This window comes from Virgibacillus byunsanensis, from assembly GCF_042675965.1.
GTDB classification, from domain to species: domain Bacteria; phylum Bacillota; class Bacilli; order Bacillales; family Amphibacillaceae; genus Virgibacillus_R; species Virgibacillus_R byunsanensis.
Genome location: NZ_JBHTKJ010000043.1, coordinates 1 through 18,888 on the forward strand (window position 1 = coordinate 1; position 18,888 = coordinate 18,888).

General features: G+C 36.5%; 19 protein-coding genes and 1 riboswitch. Of the genes, 2 read left to right on the forward strand and 17 right to left on the reverse strand.

What is annotated here, in order from left to right; all coding sequences use genetic code 11:
* Positions 1–669: 669 nt before the first annotated feature.
* Positions 670–942, reverse strand: a complete 273-nt coding sequence (locus tag ACFQ3N_RS14745; protein ID WP_390363303.1) for a YutD family protein — start codon at positions 940–942, stop codon at positions 670–672.
* A gap of 148 nt (positions 943–1,090) precedes the next feature.
* Here ACFQ3N_RS14745 and ACFQ3N_RS14750 point away from each other — a divergent pair, with 148 nt between their 5' ends.
* Positions 1,091–1,666 (forward strand): YhcN/YlaJ family sporulation lipoprotein, encoded by a 576-nt coding sequence (locus ACFQ3N_RS14750; RefSeq protein ID WP_390363304.1) that lies wholly within the window; start codon positions 1,091–1,093, stop codon positions 1,664–1,666.
* A 161-nt stretch (positions 1,667–1,827) separates the two neighbouring features.
* Positions 1,828–2,760, forward strand: a complete 933-nt coding sequence (locus ACFQ3N_RS14755; protein ID WP_390363339.1) for a M23 family metallopeptidase — start codon at positions 1,828–1,830, stop codon at positions 2,758–2,760.
* 49 nt (positions 2,761–2,809) lie between these two features.
* Here ACFQ3N_RS14755 and ACFQ3N_RS14760 read toward each other — a convergent pair whose 3' ends face one another.
* The 16 genes from ACFQ3N_RS14760 to ACFQ3N_RS14835 all read right to left on the reverse strand — a co-directional run bounded on the left by ACFQ3N_RS14760 (position 2,810) and on the right by ACFQ3N_RS14835 (position 18,607).
* Positions 2,810–2,917: a methionine/alanine import family NSS transporter small subunit gene (locus ACFQ3N_RS14760; RefSeq protein ID WP_390363305.1), complete on the reverse strand. Its 108-nt coding sequence runs from the start codon at positions 2,915–2,917 to the stop codon at positions 2,810–2,812.
* A 1-nt stretch (position 2,918) separates the two neighbouring features.
* Positions 2,919–4,457 (reverse strand): sodium-dependent transporter, encoded by a 1,539-nt coding sequence (locus tag ACFQ3N_RS14765; protein ID WP_390363306.1) that lies wholly within the window; start codon positions 4,455–4,457, stop codon positions 2,919–2,921.
* A gap of 267 nt (positions 4,458–4,724) precedes the next feature.
* Positions 4,725–5,510, reverse strand: a complete 786-nt coding sequence (yunB, locus tag ACFQ3N_RS14770; RefSeq protein WP_390363307.1) for a sporulation protein YunB — start codon at positions 5,508–5,510, stop codon at positions 4,725–4,727.
* A gap of 69 nt (positions 5,511–5,579) precedes the next feature.
* Positions 5,580–6,662 (reverse strand): HD-GYP domain-containing protein, encoded by a 1,083-nt coding sequence (locus ACFQ3N_RS14775; RefSeq protein ID WP_390363308.1) that lies wholly within the window; start codon positions 6,660–6,662, stop codon positions 5,580–5,582.
* A 403-nt stretch (positions 6,663–7,065) separates the two neighbouring features.
* Positions 7,066–7,368 carry a YunC family protein gene (locus ACFQ3N_RS14780; protein ID WP_390363309.1) on the reverse strand — a complete coding sequence of 101 codons (303 nt, stop codon included), beginning with the start codon at positions 7,366–7,368 and terminating at the stop codon, positions 7,066–7,068.
* 78 nt (positions 7,369–7,446) lie between these two features.
* The gene (locus ACFQ3N_RS14785; RefSeq protein ID WP_390363310.1) at positions 7,447–8,844 is read right to left on the reverse strand and encodes a bifunctional metallophosphatase/5'-nucleotidase; all 1,398 of its coding nucleotides are present in this window, start codon (positions 8,842–8,844) and stop codon (positions 7,447–7,449) included.
* A 13-nt stretch (positions 8,845–8,857) separates the two neighbouring features.
* Entirely contained in the window at positions 8,858–9,676 is an 819-nt protein-coding gene (locus tag ACFQ3N_RS14790) for a sulfite exporter TauE/SafE family protein (RefSeq protein WP_390363311.1), read from the reverse strand.
* Between the two features lie 166 nt (positions 9,677–9,842).
* Entirely contained in the window at positions 9,843–11,240 is a 1,398-nt protein-coding gene (sufB, locus tag ACFQ3N_RS14795) for a Fe-S cluster assembly protein SufB (protein WP_390363312.1), read from the reverse strand.
* A 76-nt stretch (positions 11,241–11,316) separates the two neighbouring features.
* Positions 11,317–11,751, reverse strand: coding sequence for a Fe-S cluster assembly sulfur transfer protein SufU (gene sufU / locus ACFQ3N_RS14800; protein WP_390363313.1), 435 nt, complete (start codon positions 11,749–11,751; stop codon positions 11,317–11,319).
* The gene (locus tag ACFQ3N_RS14805) at positions 11,741–12,961 is read right to left on the reverse strand and encodes a cysteine desulfurase (RefSeq protein ID WP_390363314.1); all 1,221 of its coding nucleotides are present in this window, start codon (positions 12,959–12,961) and stop codon (positions 11,741–11,743) included. The genes sufU and ACFQ3N_RS14805 overlap by 11 nt, the downstream gene beginning before the upstream one ends.
* Positions 12,961–14,268: a Fe-S cluster assembly protein SufD gene (sufD, locus tag ACFQ3N_RS14810; RefSeq protein ID WP_390363315.1), complete on the reverse strand. Its 1,308-nt coding sequence runs from the start codon at positions 14,266–14,268 to the stop codon at positions 12,961–12,963. Before sufD ends, ACFQ3N_RS14805 begins: the two co-directional genes overlap by 1 nt.
* 17 nt (positions 14,269–14,285) lie before the next feature.
* On the reverse strand, positions 14,286–15,071 hold the full coding sequence (gene sufC / locus ACFQ3N_RS14815; protein WP_390363316.1) for a Fe-S cluster assembly ATPase SufC: 786 nt from the start codon (positions 15,069–15,071) through the stop codon (positions 14,286–14,288).
* Positions 15,072–15,649: 578 nt separating this feature from the next.
* Entirely contained in the window at positions 15,650–15,820 is a 171-nt protein-coding gene (locus ACFQ3N_RS14820; RefSeq protein ID WP_390363317.1) for a hypothetical protein, read from the reverse strand.
* Between the two features lie 216 nt (positions 15,821–16,036).
* A complete protein-coding gene (locus ACFQ3N_RS14825; RefSeq protein ID WP_390363318.1) occupies positions 16,037–16,855 on the reverse strand; it encodes a MetQ/NlpA family ABC transporter substrate-binding protein in 819 nt (272 codons plus the stop codon).
* Positions 16,856–16,917: 62 nt separating this feature from the next.
* A complete protein-coding gene (locus tag ACFQ3N_RS14830; protein ID WP_390363319.1) occupies positions 16,918–17,586 on the reverse strand; it encodes a methionine ABC transporter permease in 669 nt (222 codons plus the stop codon).
* On the reverse strand, positions 17,564–18,607 hold the full coding sequence (locus ACFQ3N_RS14835) for a methionine ABC transporter ATP-binding protein (protein WP_390363320.1): 1,044 nt from the start codon (positions 18,605–18,607) through the stop codon (positions 17,564–17,566). The genes ACFQ3N_RS14830 and ACFQ3N_RS14835 overlap by 23 nt, the downstream gene beginning before the upstream one ends.
* A gap of 98 nt (positions 18,608–18,705) precedes the next feature.
* Positions 18,706–18,815: riboswitch (SAM riboswitch) on the reverse strand.
* Positions 18,816–18,888 lie beyond the last annotated feature (73 nt).

An 18,888-nucleotide genomic window follows, 5' to 3' on the forward strand; every position in this document is an offset into this window, starting at 1 on the left:
CATTTAAATAATTTACAAAAAATGGATGAAGGACTACCTCTAAAGCCCTATTGTCCTTTTTTCTTAATAGCAAACAAAAATAAAATCTGAATATTCTATACAAAACATAATTGGGAATAAATTCCTAAATTAAACGTTTGATAATCTTTAAATTTTTTTATGCAACGCTAGTGAGGAAATTATAAATTTAGGAGCCTGTGGATAATTTATTAACAGCTTAAGCCACGTCCAGCTCCGACGTACAGGACGTACTAGTGCCGATGACGCCACAGGATAAGGAAAGCTCCCCTGAAAAGCATCGCACGCAGAAAAAGCGCTTTTCCTTTTCAAGGACGTGGCGTTTTTATCGGCCAGCGCCCGTACTGCTAGTGGGCTTCCTTATCCTCCTTACGATAAGTCAACATCGAATCGCTTAAGCATTAGGAAGACCGACTAAAAGCGGGCTCCCGGCCCAACGTCGGCATACCCCTATGAAGGGGCCTGTTTTCTTTTAGATGAACTTGACTTTTCGCCAATAATGGCGAAAGTCAGAGTGAATCTCATGCGGATTTGGAAGATCGACTAACTTCGCCGCTTTCGGTGGCAACGTCGACCCACCCGCGATGCGCGGGCGCAGCCCATACGTCGCAAAACGGGCGCTTCTTGCTTTTGTTCTAATTATTTGTTTAGTTAATCCACTTTCTTTAAAACAAAATACGAACATCCAAAATTACAATATTCATACAAATAATCATCTAAAGAACCGATTTTGGTCTCAAACGTTGCTTTAGCATTCTGATCATTATAGAACCCCTTTAATCTTAACTGGTCATAACCCCAGTCCCCAACTATGAAGTCATATTTAGACAAGACATCTGAATAACGTTCATTTACGTTTTCCTCTTGAAAACCATCTTTTATATTTTCAATAATTTCGTACTTTTTCCCTTGTATTTCAATCAACGAAATTCACCCCGCTTAAACTGCTTATAGTTTATCACACTTAACTGCCAATAAACTAGATTTTCATTATAATTCATTGCATGAATTTTATCATTATACATCAAACTAAGGATGCGAATAAAACTTTTTGGTAGTGAGGAGGTATACAATGTATCAAAAATTTCTTCTTTTGTTCATTACTGGTATATTACTGGCAGTAACAGCTTGTGGAGATACTGATAGCGCAAATGATGAAAGAGTTGCCGATGAAATGGATCCTTTACAAGATAACGAACAAAATGAAACACAAACCGATCCAGGCCAAAACGATAGACTGGGATATGTAAATTTTTCAAAGGATGAACTGGAGAACGATAATGAGAGAAATCATACAGCAACTATTGATCGAACTCAGTTGGCGGACATGATCACAAGAATTATATTGCGTAGCGATGGATTTGAACAAGTAGGAACTCTTGTTACTGATGAAGAAGTACTAATAGCGTATCGCAAAGATGAAGAGACCGATTCAGAAAAAGCTGCTGTAATGGCTCGTAAAACAGCTATGTCAGTTCTGCCAAGGTACTTCAAAATATATGTATCTGAAAATGATATGCTTATGCAAGATATACAAAGCCTGCATAACTCAACTGTTGACCATAAAAATTACGATAATACAATCAAACAAATTATAAAGGAGATGGAAAAGACACCACAAGGGTTAGATAATACCATGGACGAATAAATGTTGCATTAGGGACTAACAAATATAGTGTTAGTCCCTATCAAAAAAAACATCATTATTTTTCTATATATGTGCAGACTACAAATAAATATATATGTTTCAAGAGGTGAAACGCTTTGCGATTAAGACGAACTTATCTACTACTTGTCATTTTATTATTTATGGCTCCATATTTTAGTTCTGTACAAGCTGAAGAGCAAGCAGAAGAGCAAAAATATAAAGAACGAATGGCTTTATACAAAAAAACCGCAGCATTAACTCAAATACCATGGTATTATATCGCTGCCATTGACCAATATGAACGAAATGCTCAAAAAAGTACGGAAGAAGAAAAACTTATATCGATTACAATACCTCCGGAAATATGGTTTGGAGCTGGTAACGTATCCTTAAACAAGGACAAAGATATTGTCATGTTATTTAACGGAAATGGGATGGATGGGAACGGCGACAATAAAGCTGATCCAGATGACTTTGAAGATGTTCTGTTTACAATGGCAAATATGCTTCTCACGTATGGGCAAACTCAAGATGATATAAAGATTGCACTATGGAATTATTATAAAAGAGATCTCACTGTACAGACGATTATTAGTAATTCAAGAGTGTTTAAGAAATTTCAGGATATTAATCTAACTGACCGTGATTTCCCGGTATCAATAGCTCATAATTATACCTTTCATAACACTTGGGGGGATCGTCGTGGTTTTGGGGGAAACCGGATTCACGAGGGAACGGATATATTTGCCGGTTATGGTACACCAATTAAATCTACCACATATGGAGTCATAGAAATGAAAGGATGGAATCTATACGGGGGATGGCGACTAGGAATACGGGATATATATAATATTTACCATTATTATGGACACATGAATGGGTATAGTGATGATATTAAAGTTGGTCAAGTAGTTAAACCTGGTGATGTTCTTGGTAGTGTTGGTTCTACAGGTTATGGTCCACCTGGTACATCAGGTAAATTTCCTCCACACTTACATTATGGGATGTACAAAGACAATGGTTATAGTGAATGGTCTTTTGATCCATATCCTTATTTAAGGAAATGGGAACGAATGGCCCACAGCAATAATTAAAAACGAAGAGCCTTCACATCAGTAAAGGCTCTTCGCTTATTTATAGTTATTATTCTGAAGTTTTTGCTTTTTTTATAGCATGCCTAATACTGGCTGCCAAACCACCCCATATAATTACCATACCAAGGATCATAACAAAGATAGCACTACCGGTCATATTATTTTGCCTCCCCAGTTTTCTTAGTTTCTTCTTCTGCATCATCAGATGAATTCCATTTACTTAGTGAAAGTAAGACACCTACAACAATAGCTGCTGCTGCAACAAACCATCCACCAAATAGAATAAATGTATCTGTGTAACCTTCATAGTTACCAGTATCTGTTGCAAATTCCTTCAATAGGTTTTGCTTAAATAGGCTTATCATCATATAACCTAACACAATTGGTGTAATAACACCTAAGCTTATTGTCCACCAAGATCCTAAACGAATATCTGAAATTTCGTTTGCGTGTGATTGAAATTCTTTTAACTTGCGCAACACCCAAGCAACGAGTATTACTTCTACCAATCCAATAAACGCAACACCAAATTGGTTTATGAAATAGTCAGCTGCATCTAAGAAGAATAAACCACCTTGTGTAGCAAAGAGTAATGAAATAACTGCAGCTGTTCCACCACCAAATAATACAGCTTTTGCTCTGGAAATCTTAAATTTATCAACTAGACCAGCAACATACGTTTCTGTAATCGACATTAGAGATGTTAGACCTGCTAGAACTAATGAAGCAAAGAATAGGAACCCAAAAAGTTCATTAAGTGCTGGGAATTCGTTAATGATTGCTGGGAATACAACAAAGGCTAGACCTACACCACCAGCTACTACCTCATCAACAGGTACGTTCGCTTGTGAAGCCATAAACCCTAAAACAGAAAATACACCAATACCAGCTAACAATTCAAAACTTGAGTTACCGAAACCAACGATAAATGCGTTATTTGTTAAATCTGTTTTCTTCGGTAAATAACTGGAATATGTGATCATTATTGCAAATGCAATAGATAAACTGAAGAATATTTGTCCATATGCTGCAACCCATACACCAGGAGAAGCTATACTACTAAAGTCTGGTGCGAAGAAAGCATTCAAACCTTCCATTGCTCCAGGTAATGTAATTGCTCGAATAACAATGATTAGAAATATTATGACTAATGACGGTATAAATATCCGGTTTGCAATTTCAATACCTTTTTTAACACCTCTAAATAAAATTCCTAATACAACAGCCCAAACAATAAGTAATGGTATAAGTACGCCAGGTTCAAATCCACCTGTTTGACCAGGAGCAACTGTTAAATTCAAGTAATCATTAAATAAGAACGTTTCTGTGTCTGCTCCCCAATTTAAATTGAATGAGAATACAGAGTACGACATTGCCCAAGCAATAATAACGGAATAGTATGTTGAAATAACGAAGGCGACTAGTACAGCCCACCAACCAATCCATTCTGTTTTTTTGCTCATTTTCTTATACGCCACCGGTGCTGAACCACGATATTTATGACCCATGGTAAATTCCATAATCAATAGTGGTATACCTGCTGTTAGTAGCGCAAATAAGTATGGAATGAAGAATGCTCCCCCACCATTTTCAAATGCTGTAGCTGGGAACCGCCAAATATTACCTAGACCGACCGCTGAACCTACAGCTGCCAAAATAAATCCTGCTCTTGATCCCCATTGTGAACGTGCTTCCATGTGTAGACCTCCTCTTTTTCCTTTTCCTTCTTACAAATTAGGGTTTGTCCAATCTTGTAAGAAGGAATGTTTATAATGTTTACTTTTTTCTGATATTGATGATTGTATTATAACGGTACTTTTTGACTATGTCAAAACATTATACAAATTTTTTATGTATTTTATTTTTCTAATAATAATTCATCTTACAAAAATTTCTCCCACCATATTAGATGAGAGAATTACCCTGTAAGCACTGTTTTAATGAATTGTATTTTCTATTTTATTTTAGTCATTATTTATAGTATCTCTAGGAATAGAAATAGATGGCCCTTCTCCTCCACCTCTATTATAAAATTCTGGTACATCTCCCATAATAACACGTGAATCAATAAATACTTTCGTACTTACTTTAGCAGTTGAAGTGGAAAAAGGAATTACTATTTGAACATTAACGGTTACCGGTATATATATCTCGACTAACGCTGCGTTAATACCAAATTCTTTAACTTCATGAACAACATCAGATTCAATACTACCTACAATTTCAAAATGAACAGGAACTTTTGGACCTAAGTTAGCTAATACTGTATTGCCCGTTGCTTGCCCGATAGGAATTTCTGCAACAGTGGGATCTTTGTCAGCTAACTCGTTTGCTGTATCACCATATTCGATAGGCTCTAAATCCGGGTCGTCGGTGTCAATTGTTTCTCCCTTATTCATACCATATAAAAAATATTCAGCACGATGTGTAGCAATTCGGAGTGCACGATTAACAGAAGCAGATTTCCATCCCAGTGTTGACACATTGCCATTATCATCCATACTTCTTATCTCTATAAGATCTTCAAAATTTATATTTTCAGTAGATTGAACTGCAGCATTAATTGTCCTGGTTGCAAATTCAATTGTTTTTTCTTCAGCGATATCCATAAGTGGTGGTGTAATACCTTTATCAATTATTTCAATACTGATAAATACCAGGACAGCAAATACAATCATTGTCACCATTAGAATAAACCTTACTGGAGGTGGTGATGTACTGTTTTTCTTAAAACTCATTCGTTGTCTCAACTTAAATACCCCCCTTAAAACAACTTATGCTTGTATTAAGAGGGTTAGAATAATTCAATTCCTATAATTTCATGAGATACAATTTGTAATGGTAACATTTACAACACTTGCCAAATCCACCTCGTAAGGGGATTGTATTCGTTGATCTTTCTCTTCAATAATTCTAATAAACGGTCGATCACAAAGATACTTGTTTTGTCTGGTGACAACGCCTACCCGCTTATCACTGAGTTCAACTGTTAAGCCTTCAGGATATACTGCAACACTATTCTTAAACGCTGTAACCATATCTTTTTCAAATAAACTAACAGCACCAGCATACAATATTTCAAGGCCTTCATGTGGTAACAATGCATCTCTATACACTCGATTACTAGTAACCGCATCGAATACATCAGCAACACCGATTAATTTTGCATACATGTGAATGTCATCACCCTTGATTCCACGTGGATAACCAGTTCCGTCTAATCTTTCATGATGTTGATAAGCACAATGAGCTATTACACTTGGAATATCTATATGTTTTCTTAGAAAATTAAACCCCAGCTCCGTATGGCTTTGAATTACTTCAAATTCTTCATCCGTCAATTTATCCGGCTTCTGCAGGATTTCCTGGTCTATGAATATTTTGCCAATGTCATGTAGCATAGCACCAGTACCTATTTCCGTTAATTGTCTTTCTGTTAGGTTTAATTCCAAACCTATAGCGAGTGAATAGATAGTTACATTTAGTGAATGTTGAAAGATATAATTATCCGTTACAAAAATATCAGAAAGTAAAGATAATGAATTTTCATTTCCTTGTATTTCTTCCATAATTCGGTGAACGATATCCGATAATTTTCTTCCATTTTTATTAAGGATATGGGATTGCTCCATAAAACCATTTTTCTTCATATCATGGAATGCTTCTTTAATTGTGTTTGTTGCTTCCAATCGTAATTCCTCAGAAATAGTAGATTCTACTTGTATATCACTAGTTTCCTGCTCTTCTATGTATACATATGTAATACCTTGATTAATTAAACGATTAATCATTCTCTCACTTAATTTTATGCCTTTTTGCAGCAGCGTTTGTCCATTATCATTATAGATTGTTTGTCCAAGACGTGTTTCTATTTTAATTGATTTTGTGTTTACAAGTCTCATAATGTTCTCCTAACTACTTCATCTCGACAATAGACGAATCATTTCGACAAAATCCTCATTAAAATAATACCAAATTTATAAATAAAATGCTATTGTTTACAGTTTTCAAAAATAGTTTACATGTATAAAGAACAATAGCTTAAGTGCCCTGAAAAAAACGACAAACATAAGCACGTCGCGTAGTGTGGACGCCTTTACCAACTTCGAACTGCTTATGACTCGAGTGTCTAAGCGCTGGCCGATGAAAACGCCACGTCCTTTTTCATCGTGTATTGTTTCGCTTTCGAAGCATTCCTTATCATGTACGTCGGAGCTGGGTGCGGCTGATTCTGTAGATATAAGACTTTCCTAGTTATACTTTCCTTATAAATAAAATATGCCTCCAACTAGGGAGACATAATAACTACGAAATTTTTATCAAAGCATCTCGGCCAATCATACCTTTTTCCCAGCCATATGCTTTTGAAGCGTCGGTAATTTTTTCGAGTGGAGCATATAAGAGATCATCTATTGTTTTTACTCCAACTGCACGAGCAGCAATAATTTTTCTATCAGCCAAAACATTATTCAGTAGATCAACGTCTAAAGCCCCGCACATAATGTACCCTACTTCATTGGAGATCATTAACAAGTTTGTTTTTGGCAATTCTACAACAATCGCTGTAAAAAACATTCCATCAACTTCTAAAGGGTTCACAGTAATCATAAAAACGATATGCCTCCTTCTAGATGTACATTATATGTGTATGCACACAAGGGGGACATTGTCACGATTAAATCAGACTTACGTAGAAAAACTTTTCCTTAACGTATCCGCTAACAAATCACGAAGAAATTCTGGTAAAAAGTATTTTTTCGTCTTGGACCTCGCTATCTCCGGTAACAATCTACCGAACGTAAACATATCTGCAGTTGCTACCAAGTAATTCTTGTTTGGATCCAGTGGCTCTCCATTACAAGTTACTTTAGATACATATTCATTTCCATCGCTTAGAAACTCAGTCTCCACAGTCAGTCCCGAATATATCATTCGTCCGATAACTTCTCCCCGAAAACCGAAACCCTTTAAGGTTAACTCCATCAACTCTTTTGTGAACGATGCTCGGATAACCTCTACTAACTCATCACCACTTAATTCTACGACACAGGGGTTAATAGGATGTGGGCAAATTCGGTGTATATCACCATAAGTTACCTTTCCAGCTGGTAGGTGATCAAGTAATAATCCAGCATTTAACATTGCAAACTCAGCGTTTGTCCATTCTTTTAAAGTATTAGTAAGCCGTTGCATAACTTCTGTATGCTCAAACCACTGTACATCTAATGGGTGTTTCATTTCAATAACTGACTGATCTAATTGTGTAGTTGCTTCTACAAAGAGTTCATGTAACGTCTCTTCTGTTTGTTGATCTTTTTCTAAATGGGTAATATCCGTTGTATAAGCTTCTTTTTTAATAAGCTTTTGAGCAGAATGGTCCCACGTTAAGATGACTTCTCCCACAAAAGCACAATGCTTACCGGCAGCAGTAATAACCGCATTATTTACAATCTCACCTTGACGCAACAAATGATGGGTGTGTCCACCAATAATTACATCTAACTGTGGAAATCTGCGAGCAATTTCCTGATCCTCATTAATACCAAGGTGAGACATAAATACAATAACATCAGTAGATTCTTCTAATTCTTTTATATACCTTGCTAATGTGTTATATGGAGGAGATATATACCAACCTAAAAGTTCGTAAAAAGCATTGAATGGTGCTGTAAGAGCAATAATGCCTATCTTTACTCCATTTATAGATTGGATGGTTACCGTCGTGTTAAGCCACTCAGGTTCTTTACCTTGCACATTATGAAAATTAGCACAAACTACCTGAAAATTCGCCTTATCATACAAATGGAAAAGATCTTCATGTGCTAAAGTAATCCCTTCATTGTTACCAATTGTAGCAAGATCATAACCAACATCATTCATCAATCTAATATTCGCCTGACCCATAAATGCCTCTGCAATTGGATGAACCCTATCTACATGATCACCAATATCAAGTAGCCAACAGGATTCATTTTTAGTGTTATGATTTGCTTTAGCACCTTTCAAGTAGCCAGCAACACGTGACCAATGCTCAAAATCACTATGTAAGTCATTTGTATAATAAAAATATATTTTCTCTAGCATGTATTTATACTCCTCATATTAGTCCCTCCATAATTAAACGTATACCAATAACAATAAGTAATATTCGTAAAATCCTTTCAAGTGTTTTACCTTGGAAAAGCTGATTTGCCTTAGCCCCGATAGTGCCACCAATATATGCCCCAGGAATAAAGAAAAGGGCATACTCCCACGCAATGTGACCGAGAGCTATATGCGTACCTGCACTTACCATGCTAACAAAGAAAATCATAAACATCGATGTAGCAGTAGCAATATGGGCGGGGATTCCAAATAGTAAAATCATGGCGGGAACTATAACTGAACCCCCACCAATTCCAAATAATCCTGAAAGCATTCCAACCACTAATGAAAGCGAAAATGCTTGCCATATGGCAACAGTGTAATAATATGTCTTGCCATCTATATGGAAAGTTTGGAAAGACTTATTTGTTTCAGTTATTCCCTTCATTGCAGTCTTTCTTCTAATTAAAAACAGCAACGACAAAACAATCATTAAAAAACCAAAATAAAGCGAAAAATCATCCGTACTGACATATTGGTTTAACCATGATCCAATAAAACCACCTGGTATGCTTCCTGTTAAAAACAATAATCCTGTTTTATAATCCACTCGACCATTTCTGGAATAATAAATGGTAGAAGACAAAGCAGTGAATACCATAGCAATTAGGGAAATACCGACAATGGTCTGTGGTGTTGCCCATGAAAATAACTCCGTATATTGATATAAAAACAACATTGTCGGAACTAAAATCACCCCGCCACCTAAACCAACGAGGCTTCCTACGAATGCTGTTACTATTCCAATTAATACACAAATTACGTAAACCAACTAAATCCCTTCCATCTATAACGTATATTACTGTGATGAACTTCTATTAAATATACTAGCATTGATTGTTTGGGATTCCTAATCAAATACATTTAGAAATTTCATTGCTGATAAATCAAAAAACAAAAAAGCACTCGCCGAAGCGAGTACTTTTCAACTTATTTTATTAACCTATTGAACCTTCCATTTCAAACTTAATTAGTCGGTTCATTTCAACTGCATATTCCATTGGAAGTTCTTTCGTAAATGGTTCAATAAAGCCCATTACGATCATTTCAGTCGCTTCTTCTTCGCTAAGTCCTCTACTCATCAAGTAGAATAACTGCTCTTCAGAAACCTTCGAAACTTTTGCTTCGTGTTCCAATGAGATATTGTCATTATAGATTTCGTTGTATGGAATAGTGTCTGATGTTGACTCATTGTCCATAATTAGTGTATCACATTCAATATTGGAACGAGCTCCATTTGCTTTGCGCCCAAAGTGAACCATACCACGATATGATACTTTACCACCTTGTTTTGAAATGGATTTGGAAACAATCGTGGATGACGTATTAGGTGCAAGATGGTACATTTTAGCTCCTGCATCCTGATGTTGGCTACGTCCAGCAATCGCTATGGATAACGTATTACCACGAGCACCTTCACCTTTTAATAATATAGATGGATACTTCATAGTTAATTTGGAACCAATATTGCCATCAATCCACTCCATTGTCGCATTTGCATCAGCAGAGGCACGCTTTGTAACTAGGTTATATACGTTATTTGCCCAGTTTTGGATAGTAGTATAACGGCAATATGCATCTTTATGAACAAAGATCTCAACAACAGCACTGTGTAATGAATTTGTTGTATAAACTGGTGCTGTACAACCTTCCACATAATGAACAGATGAACCCTCATCAGCAATAATAAGTGTACGTTCAAATTGTCCCATATTTTCCGAGTTAATACGGAAATATGCTTGCAGTGGTGTAGTAGTTTGAACACCTTTTGGTACATAAATGAACGATCCACCAGACCATACTGCAGAGTTTAATGCTGAGAATTTATTATCTGATGCTGGAATAACTTTTCCGAAATATTGTTTAAAAAGATCTTCATTTTCTTTCAGTGCAGTATCTGTATCTTTAAATACAATACCCATATCGCTTAAATCTTCTTTTAAACTGTGGTATACAACCTCAGACTCATACTGTGCTGATACGCCAGCCAAATATTTTTGTTCTGCTTCTGGAATACCTAATTTATCAAACGTTTGTTTAATTTCTTCAGGAACTTCATCCCAGGAATTCTCAGTTCTTTCTGACGGCTTAACATAGTAGATGATCTCATCAAAATTTAATTCTGAAAGATCTCCACCCCATTGTGGCATTGGCATTTTGTAGAACTGTTCCAATGCTTTTAATCTATAATCCAGCATCCACTGGGGTTCTTCCTTCATTCTTGAAATTTCTTCAACTATTTCTCGAGTTAAACCTCTTCCGGAGCGAAAAATCGAAACGTCTTTATCATGAAAGCCATATTTGTATTCTTCCATATCCGGCATTTGCTTTGCCATGTGAAAAACCTCCTTTAGATTTACGACGAACAAGAATTACTAGTACTGTAGTCGCAATTTAACCAGTCTTGCATTACTAATCTTCTTGAACACCTTTTTCCATTGCCTTCCATGCAAGGGTTGCACATTTAATACGTGCAGGAAACTTACTGACACCTTGCAAAGCTTCAATATCGCCCAAATCCAAACCCTCAACGTCTATATCTTCACCAAGCATCATTTGTGAAAAAGCTCTCGACATCTTTAATGCATCATCAAGTTTTTTTCCAATAATTACTTGGGTCATCATTGATGCAGATGACATACTAATTGAACAACCTTCTCCATCGAATTTGGCATCTTTAACGATTTCATCTTCTACTTTTAATTGTAGCTGAATTCGATCTCCACAGGTCGGGTTATTCATTTCAATGCTTAGTGCGTCACCTTCCACGACACCTCGGTTACGTGGATTTTTATAGTGATCCATTATTACTTGTCTATATAGTGTATCAAGGTTGTTAAAAGACATCACCAAAATACTCCTTTGTTTTCAAAAGTCCCTCGACCAGTCGATCGATATCTTTCTCAGTATTATATAGATAAAAACTTGCACGTGCTGTAGCAGTAACATCTAACCACCTCATTAAAGGCTGTGCGCAATGATGTCCAGCTCTAACAGCTATACCTTCAGCATCAAGCACTGTAGCTGTATCATGAGGGTGTACCTCATCAAGATTAAAGGTAACAAGGCCTGCACGTTTATCAGGGCCAAATATGGATATACCATCTATTGTACGTAATTGCTTCATTGCATAATCTGCTAATTTTTGTTCGTTTGCTGTAATATTATCCATACCGACTTCATTTAAGAAGTCAATCGCTGCACCTAAGCCAATAGCTCCAGCAATTATAGGAGTCCCACCTTCAAATTTCCAAGGCAATTCCTTCCAAGTGGAATCATAAAGGTTTACAAAATCAATCATTTCGCCACCGAATTCAACAGGTTCCATAGCTTCTAAATGATCGCGTTTACCATACAATACCCCAATTCCAGTTGGTGCACACATTTTATGTCCAGAAAATGCATAAAAATCGCAGTCAAGGTCCTTCACATCTACCTTCATATGTGGTGCTCCTTGTGCACCATCTACTACGATAACTGCCTCATTTTCATGAGCAATAGCAGCAATCTCTTTTATAGGGTTAATTGTTCCTAAAACATTAGATACATGCGTTACAGCTACAACTTTTGTGTTAGTAGTTATTGTATCACGGACATCATCCAGTGCTAACGTTCCATCAGGTTGTAACGGGATATATTTTAGTGTTGCACCTGTAGCTTTTGCTGCTTGTTGCCAAGGGATAATATTACTGTGATGTTCCATAGGTGTAATTACAATTTCATCCCCAGCTGTTAAGTTAGCTCGTGCATAGCTATAGGCCACTGTATTAATTGCTGTAGTTGTACCGCGTGTGAATATTACTTCTGCAGTACTATTGGCACCGATAAATCGTCGTACTTTCTCACGAGCACCCTCGTATTTATCAGTAGCCCGTGTGCCTAGTGTATGAACGCCACGGTGCACATTTGAATTATCTTGTCGATAATAAGCATTAACAGCTTCAATAACAGGCAACGGCTTTTGTGATGTTGCAGAAGAATCTAAATATACTAAAGGATGACCATTTACTTCCTGATTTAAAATTGGAAATTGTTGCCGTATAGCCTTTACATCCATTAGTATACTTTCCTTTCAATTACTTGTGTTAATTGTTCCCTCACTGAAGAAATTGGTAATTTATTTACTACTGGGGCAAGGAAACCATGAATTATTAAACGTTCTGCTTCCTTTTGCGTAATCCCACGACTCATTAAATAATATAATTGAAGTGGATCTACTCGGCCAACAGATGCCGCGTGTCCAGCAGTAACATCATCTTCATCAATTAAAAGGATAGGATTAGCATCCCCTCGTGCTTTTTCACTTAACATTAATACACGAGATTCTTGCTCCGCATTGGACTTAGATGCTCCATGTTCAATTTTTCCAATACCATTAAAAATAGACGATGCACTATCCTTCATAACACCATGTTGTAGAATGTGCCCCTCTGATTCCTTACCAAAGTGAGTAATGTTAGCTGTGAAGTTCTGAATTTGCTTTCCACGACCAACTGTAACAGTTTTCGCGTTTGACTCAGAATTATCTCCAACAAGATGTGTAACATTTTCAGAAACAGTATTACCATCGTTCATCTGACCTAGCGCCCAATCAATGGTTGCATCACGATACGCAACACCACGTCGATTTACGTATGTTGTTGTACCAGCTGCGAAGTTATCAACTGCACCAAACGAAATTTTTGCATTGTTATGTGCAATAACTTCGGTAACTATATTTGCCACTGTTTCCTGTTCATGATTATGTGAAATATAATTCTCAACGTATGTTAGGGAACTATTATCATCTGCTACAATCAACACATGATTAAACAATGCTACTTCCGGGTCTTCCTGCCAAAAAATAGATTGTAATGGTTCTTCTAGTTGTACATTTTTCGGAACATATACAAAGATACCACCGTTCATTAGTGCTGCATGAAGTGCCGTTAGTCGATGTTCATCAACAGAAACAGCATCTTTCATATAATAACGTTTCACTAAATCTTCATGTTCCACAAGAGCAGTGAAAATATCGGTAAAAATAACACCTTTATTCTTCAGCTCATCCTTCAGTGCTGTATATGCAACTGATTGATTACGTTGAATTAATAAATTTTCAGGTGCATTCTCTTGGTCAAGAAAATCTTGTATTTCTTTTGGTAATTCACTTAATGAAGAAATCTTCTCACCTTGTGCTTCGTGTTTGAAACGACTGAAATTCCATTTACCTATTTTTGTTTTATCAGGCTTAGGCAATTCTAGCGTGTCAGCTTGATCAAAAGCTTGAAGGCGTAATGATTTCATCCATTCTGGTTCATTTCTATCACGGGAAAATTGATCTATATACTCTTTATTAAATGGAAGCTTTGTCTCAACAGTCATATTACTCCTCCTTACTATTACGCTTTTTGCCCTACAGTTTCGTCTTCAATTCCTAGTTCTTCTTTAATCCATTCATATCCCTCTGCTTCTAAACGTTTTGCTAGTTCAGGACCTCCTGATTTCACAATACGTCCCTGCATCATTACATGAACAGTGTCTGGTGTAATATAGTTAAGCAAACGTTGGTAGTGGGTAATAATTAAACAACCAAAGTTATCGTCTCGTAGTTTATTAATTCCTTTAGATACTACTTTTAATGCATCAATATCCAAACCAGAGTCAATTTCATCTAAGATTGCAATTTCTGGTTTTAACAACATAAGTTGAAGGATTTCATTACGCTTTTTCTCTCCACCAGAGAATCCTTCATTTAAATAACGTTGTGCCATGTTTTTATCAATTTCTAAATAATCCAATGTATTATCCATTTCTTTAATGAATTTCATTAAAGAAATTTCATCACCTTCCGCGCGTCGAGCGTTAATAGAAGAACGCAAGAAGTCTGAAGTTGTTACACCACTAATTTCACTTGGGTATTGCATTCCAAGGAATAGACCTGCACGGGCACGTTCGTCTACACCCATTTCTAATACGTCTTCACCATCAAGGTGTACACTACCTTGTGTGATTTCGAATTTTGGATGTCCCATGACTGCAGAAGCGAGTGTTGATTTTCCGGTACCATTTGGTCCCATAACTGCATGGAATTCTCCACCTTTTATCGTAAGGTTTACACCTTTTAATATTTCGTTACCTTCAATTGATACATGAAGATTTTTAATTTCTAGTGTTGATCCTGCCATGTAAATACCTCCAATTACTATTATAGTTCATTATTTTCAAATGAATTTTAAATCCATTCTCAATTTATTCTCATTATAATCTTAAAGCATTTCGAATCTATAATCAACTCTTTTAAACTAATTGATATCTTTGTTGCTACTGCTTTTTTCTTGTATGTTCAACAGTCTAACTATAGCATAACCTATGTTCTTTCTTATACCTAAATTTATACTCAAAAAGAAAGAACAAAAGCGCAAGCGCCCGTTTAACGACGTATGGGCTGCGCCCGCGCATCGCGGGTGGGTCGACGTTGCCGCACAAAGCGGCGAAGTTAGTCGATCTTCCTTAAAGGAAACATGCCCCTTCATAGGGGTATGCCGACGTTGGGCGCAAAGTCCGTTTTTAGTCGGCCTTCCTTCGCTAAGCGAATCGATGTTGACTTATCGTAAGGAGGATCAGGAAGCCCACTAGTCGTTGGGCCGCTGGAGCTGGACGTGGCTTAAGCAGTAAATAAATTATTTACAGGCTCCTATTTTTATAATTTCCTAGACAACAAAAAAAGCTGGTGCTTTAATAGCAGCACCAGCATCTGTTTTCTCTATTTATGGATTTGTTTATCAAATTGAGCAACCATCTTTTGGCAGTCACGATATTCTTGTTGTCTTCTCATTTCAACCGTAATTCGATTTTCTAACTTACGTCCATACTCCTCGAAGCTCATACCGTGTGATTGTTGCATTGCTTTCTCCATCTCTGGAGTGTAGTTCATTTGTATTCCACTAAAAATAGTGAATCATCCTTTCGGTTTTTTAACACATTTATAATGCTAACATAAGGACAATTCCCAATACAAAACGGATATAAACGCTTAAATAAGACTGCATTTGCATATAAATGACTGAAGTTTACATATTAAACACTTCTTAATAACATTCAACGTATTGCTCGCATATACTATGGAATGCTAAAAATTCAGCTAAAAGTCCTATTCACCACTTACTGGTACAACAGCACCTTCATATTCTTTTAGTATAAAGTCCTGAATTTCTTCCGATTGCAGAACTTCTACAAGTGTATTTAATGCTTCATTATCTTTATCTTCTGTTTTAACAGCGATAACATTTACATACTGAGATTCCTTACCCTCAATAAAAATAGCATCATCTACAGGATTTAATTCAGCACCAATAGCGTAGTTTGTGTTAATGACAACGAGTGTATTTTCTTCTGTCTCATATAACTCCGGTAACATCGCTGGATCATAATCAGGTGAGAATTGTAAGTTCTTTGGATTCTCAACTATATCTTCCACAGTTGCTGTTTCTCTTTCTACATTTTCATCAAGTTTAATTAGGCCTTTATCTTCAAACAATGCTAAAATACGACCGTGATCAGGTACTGAATTGCTTAAAAGTACCTCTGTGTCATCTGGAATTTCATCAATGCCTGCAATAGACTGAGAATAAACACCTATTGGTTCAATATGGATACCATCAATATAATCTAAATCATAACCAGTATCATTAATGGTTTGTTCTAAATATGGAATATGTTGAAAATAGTTGGCATCTAGTTCTCCACTAGCTAAGTCATCATTTGGCAACACATAATCTTCATACGGTTCAATTTCGAGTGTAACACCCTCTTCTTCAAGAATAGGCTTTGCCTCTTCAAGTATTTCCGCATGTGGTACACTAGAAGCACCTACTGTGATAGTATTCTCATCACCTGAAGAATCATTTCCTCCACATGCTGCTAGTACTAGAATAAATAATACTGAAACAAATGCTAAAATCTTTTTCATGTTAAAAACTCCCCTTGTTTTTTATAATTTTAAAAATTGGTTTTAACCCATTCTTATCCACATTATCTTTTGTCCAATTTAGAAGAAATATAATCTCCAATAAACTGAAAAATAAACACGATAATTACAATAACGATGGAACAGATAAATACAATATCAAAATCCCGACGCTGAAAACCAGAGTAATATGCATAACTTCCTAAACCTCCAGCACCAATCGCCCCTGCCATAGCTGTATAGCCAATTAAGGCTATTGCTGTAACGGTAATTCCCGAAACTAGTGCTGGCATTGATTCGGGTAATAATACTTTAAAAATAATCGTGCGTGTTTTTGCTCCCATTGACGTTGCAGCCTCAACTACACCTTTATCAATTTCTTTTAATGCAATCTCAACTAACCTCCCGTAAAACGGTGCAGCACCAATAATAAGAGCTGGTAGAGCCGCGTTGGGTCCACGAATCGTTCCAATTAAAAAGTTTGTAAACGGGAATAACAGTAAGATTAGAATAATGAATGGAATTGCGCGAAACACATTTACAAATGTTGCAACGATAAAGTTGAGAATTTTATTTTGCCAAATCCCCCCCTTCATTGTTAAATACAAGAGTAAACCAAGTGCAATCCCTAAGATAAAAGTACCTACAATTGCTATGATCGTCATATAAAACGTTTCAAACGTAGCTGTCCACAAATCGTCTGTATTGAGATTAGGAAATAGTTCCATCAACATCACGAACCACCTCCAATTCCACTGAGGTCTCATTCGTAATAAATTCTACTGCTTTATCAATCTCATTCGACTCTCCATCAACTTGTACAAACAAAGTACCATAAGCCCCTGCCTGTGTTTGTGTGATTTTCCCTTGGAGAATATTTATCTCAATCGCAAACTTTTTAGCAACTTGACTAATGAGAGCCTGATTTGTTGTTTCACCTACAAAATGGAGACGAATAAGCTTTCCTCGCTCATAAATATCAATTAAGTATGCCACACCATCATCTTCCTCATTCGTCCCCATAACCTGTTCCACAAATCTTTTTGTTACAACTTGTTTTGGTCGTAAGAAAACATCAAGAACATCACCTTGTTCTACAACCTTTCCTTCTTCCATTACAGCCACCTGATTGCAAATTTTTCGGATCACATGCATTTCATGTGTAATAAGGATGATCGTCAAGCCTAACTTTTCATTAATATCCACAAGCAAATCCAGAATCGAATTTGTCGTTTCGGGGTCAAGTGCTGAAGTTGCTTCATCACAAAGTAATACTTTTGGATTATTTGCTAATGCACGGGCAATTCCAACCCTTTGCTTTTGTCCGCCACTTAACTGGGATGGATACGCATTCTCTCTTCCACCTAACCCCACTAGGTCAATTAACTGTTGAACACGTTCCTCGCGTTTAGATCTTGAGACACCTGCAATCTCTAAGGGAAATGCAATATTATCTTTTACGGTTCTGGACCAAAGTAAATTGAAATGTTGAAAAATCATGCCTATTTCTTGACGTGCTATGCGCAGTTGGTTCGAATTCATGGCAGTAATTTCTTGCTCATCAATTACGATTTTTCCTGCTGATGGTTCTTCTAATCGGTTTAACAACCTGACAAACGTACTTTTACCCGCTCCACTATAGCCGATCACTCCAAATATCTCACCTTCATTTATATCAAGGGTTAAATCATCTACAGCTGTAATTTTATTTTTATTTGATGTGAAAAATTTACTTAAACCCTCAATTGATATCACGCGTATCCCACCTTCATACACTATTGTTTCCAACTAACTAAAAAAAACGCCTTTCTGTAAGAGAACAGAAAGACGTAATTATATGTAGTCTTTACGTTCTCTCATCTGTCAAAGCAACGCTTTGCAGGAATTGGCACCTTTCAAACAAAAATCGTTTGAGGTTGCCGCGGGTTCATAGGGCCAGCCCCTCCACCGCTCAAGATAAGAGATAAAAAATATTTAATTAAAAATCGATAAAATAAATAGTAGCACGGACAATTTTATCTGTCAAGAACAAAAGC

Bases quoted from the DNA above. Each gene is read 5' to 3' on its own strand.
- ACFQ3N_RS14750 (WP_390363304.1), top strand. From the start codon at position 1,091: ATGTATCAAAAATTTCTTCTTTTGTTCATTACTGGTATATTACTGGCA.
- ACFQ3N_RS14755 (WP_390363339.1), top strand. From the start codon at position 1,828: ATGGCTCCATATTTTAGTTCTGTACAAGCTGAAGAGCAAGCAGAAGAG.
- ACFQ3N_RS14760 (WP_390363305.1), bottom strand. From the start codon at position 2,917: ATGACCGGTAGTGCTATCTTTGTTATGATCCTTGGTATGGTAATTATA.
- ACFQ3N_RS14765 (WP_390363306.1), bottom strand. From the start codon at position 4,457: ATGGAAGCACGTTCACAATGGGGATCAAGAGCAGGATTTATTTTGGCA.
- ACFQ3N_RS14775 (WP_390363308.1), bottom strand. From the start codon at position 6,662: ATGAGACTTGTAAACACAAAATCAATTAAAATAGAAACACGTCTTGGA.
- ACFQ3N_RS14780 (WP_390363309.1), bottom strand. From the start codon at position 7,368: ATGATTACTGTGAACCCTTTAGAAGTTGATGGAATGTTTTTTACAGCG.
- ACFQ3N_RS14785 (WP_390363310.1), bottom strand. From the start codon at position 8,844: ATGCTAGAGAAAATATATTTTTATTATACAAATGACTTACATAGTGAT.
- sufB (WP_390363312.1), bottom strand. From the start codon at position 11,240: ATGGCAAAGCAAATGCCGGATATGGAAGAATACAAATATGGCTTTCAT.
- sufU (WP_390363313.1), bottom strand. From the start codon at position 11,751: ATGTCTTTTAACAACCTTGATACACTATATAGACAAGTAATAATGGAT.
- ACFQ3N_RS14805 (WP_390363314.1), bottom strand. From the start codon at position 12,961: ATGGATGTAAAGGCTATACGGCAACAATTTCCAATTTTAAATCAGGAA.
- sufD (WP_390363315.1), bottom strand. From the start codon at position 14,268: ATGACTGTTGAGACAAAGCTTCCATTTAATAAAGAGTATATAGATCAA.
- sufC (WP_390363316.1), bottom strand. From the start codon at position 15,071: ATGGCAGGATCAACACTAGAAATTAAAAATCTTCATGTATCAATTGAA.
- ACFQ3N_RS14820 (WP_390363317.1), bottom strand. From the start codon at position 15,820: ATGAACTACACTCCAGAGATGGAGAAAGCAATGCAACAATCACACGGT.
- ACFQ3N_RS14825 (WP_390363318.1), bottom strand. From the start codon at position 16,855: ATGAAAAAGATTTTAGCATTTGTTTCAGTATTATTTATTCTAGTACTA.
- ACFQ3N_RS14830 (WP_390363319.1), bottom strand. From the start codon at position 17,586: ATGTTGATGGAACTATTTCCTAATCTCAATACAGACGATTTGTGGACA.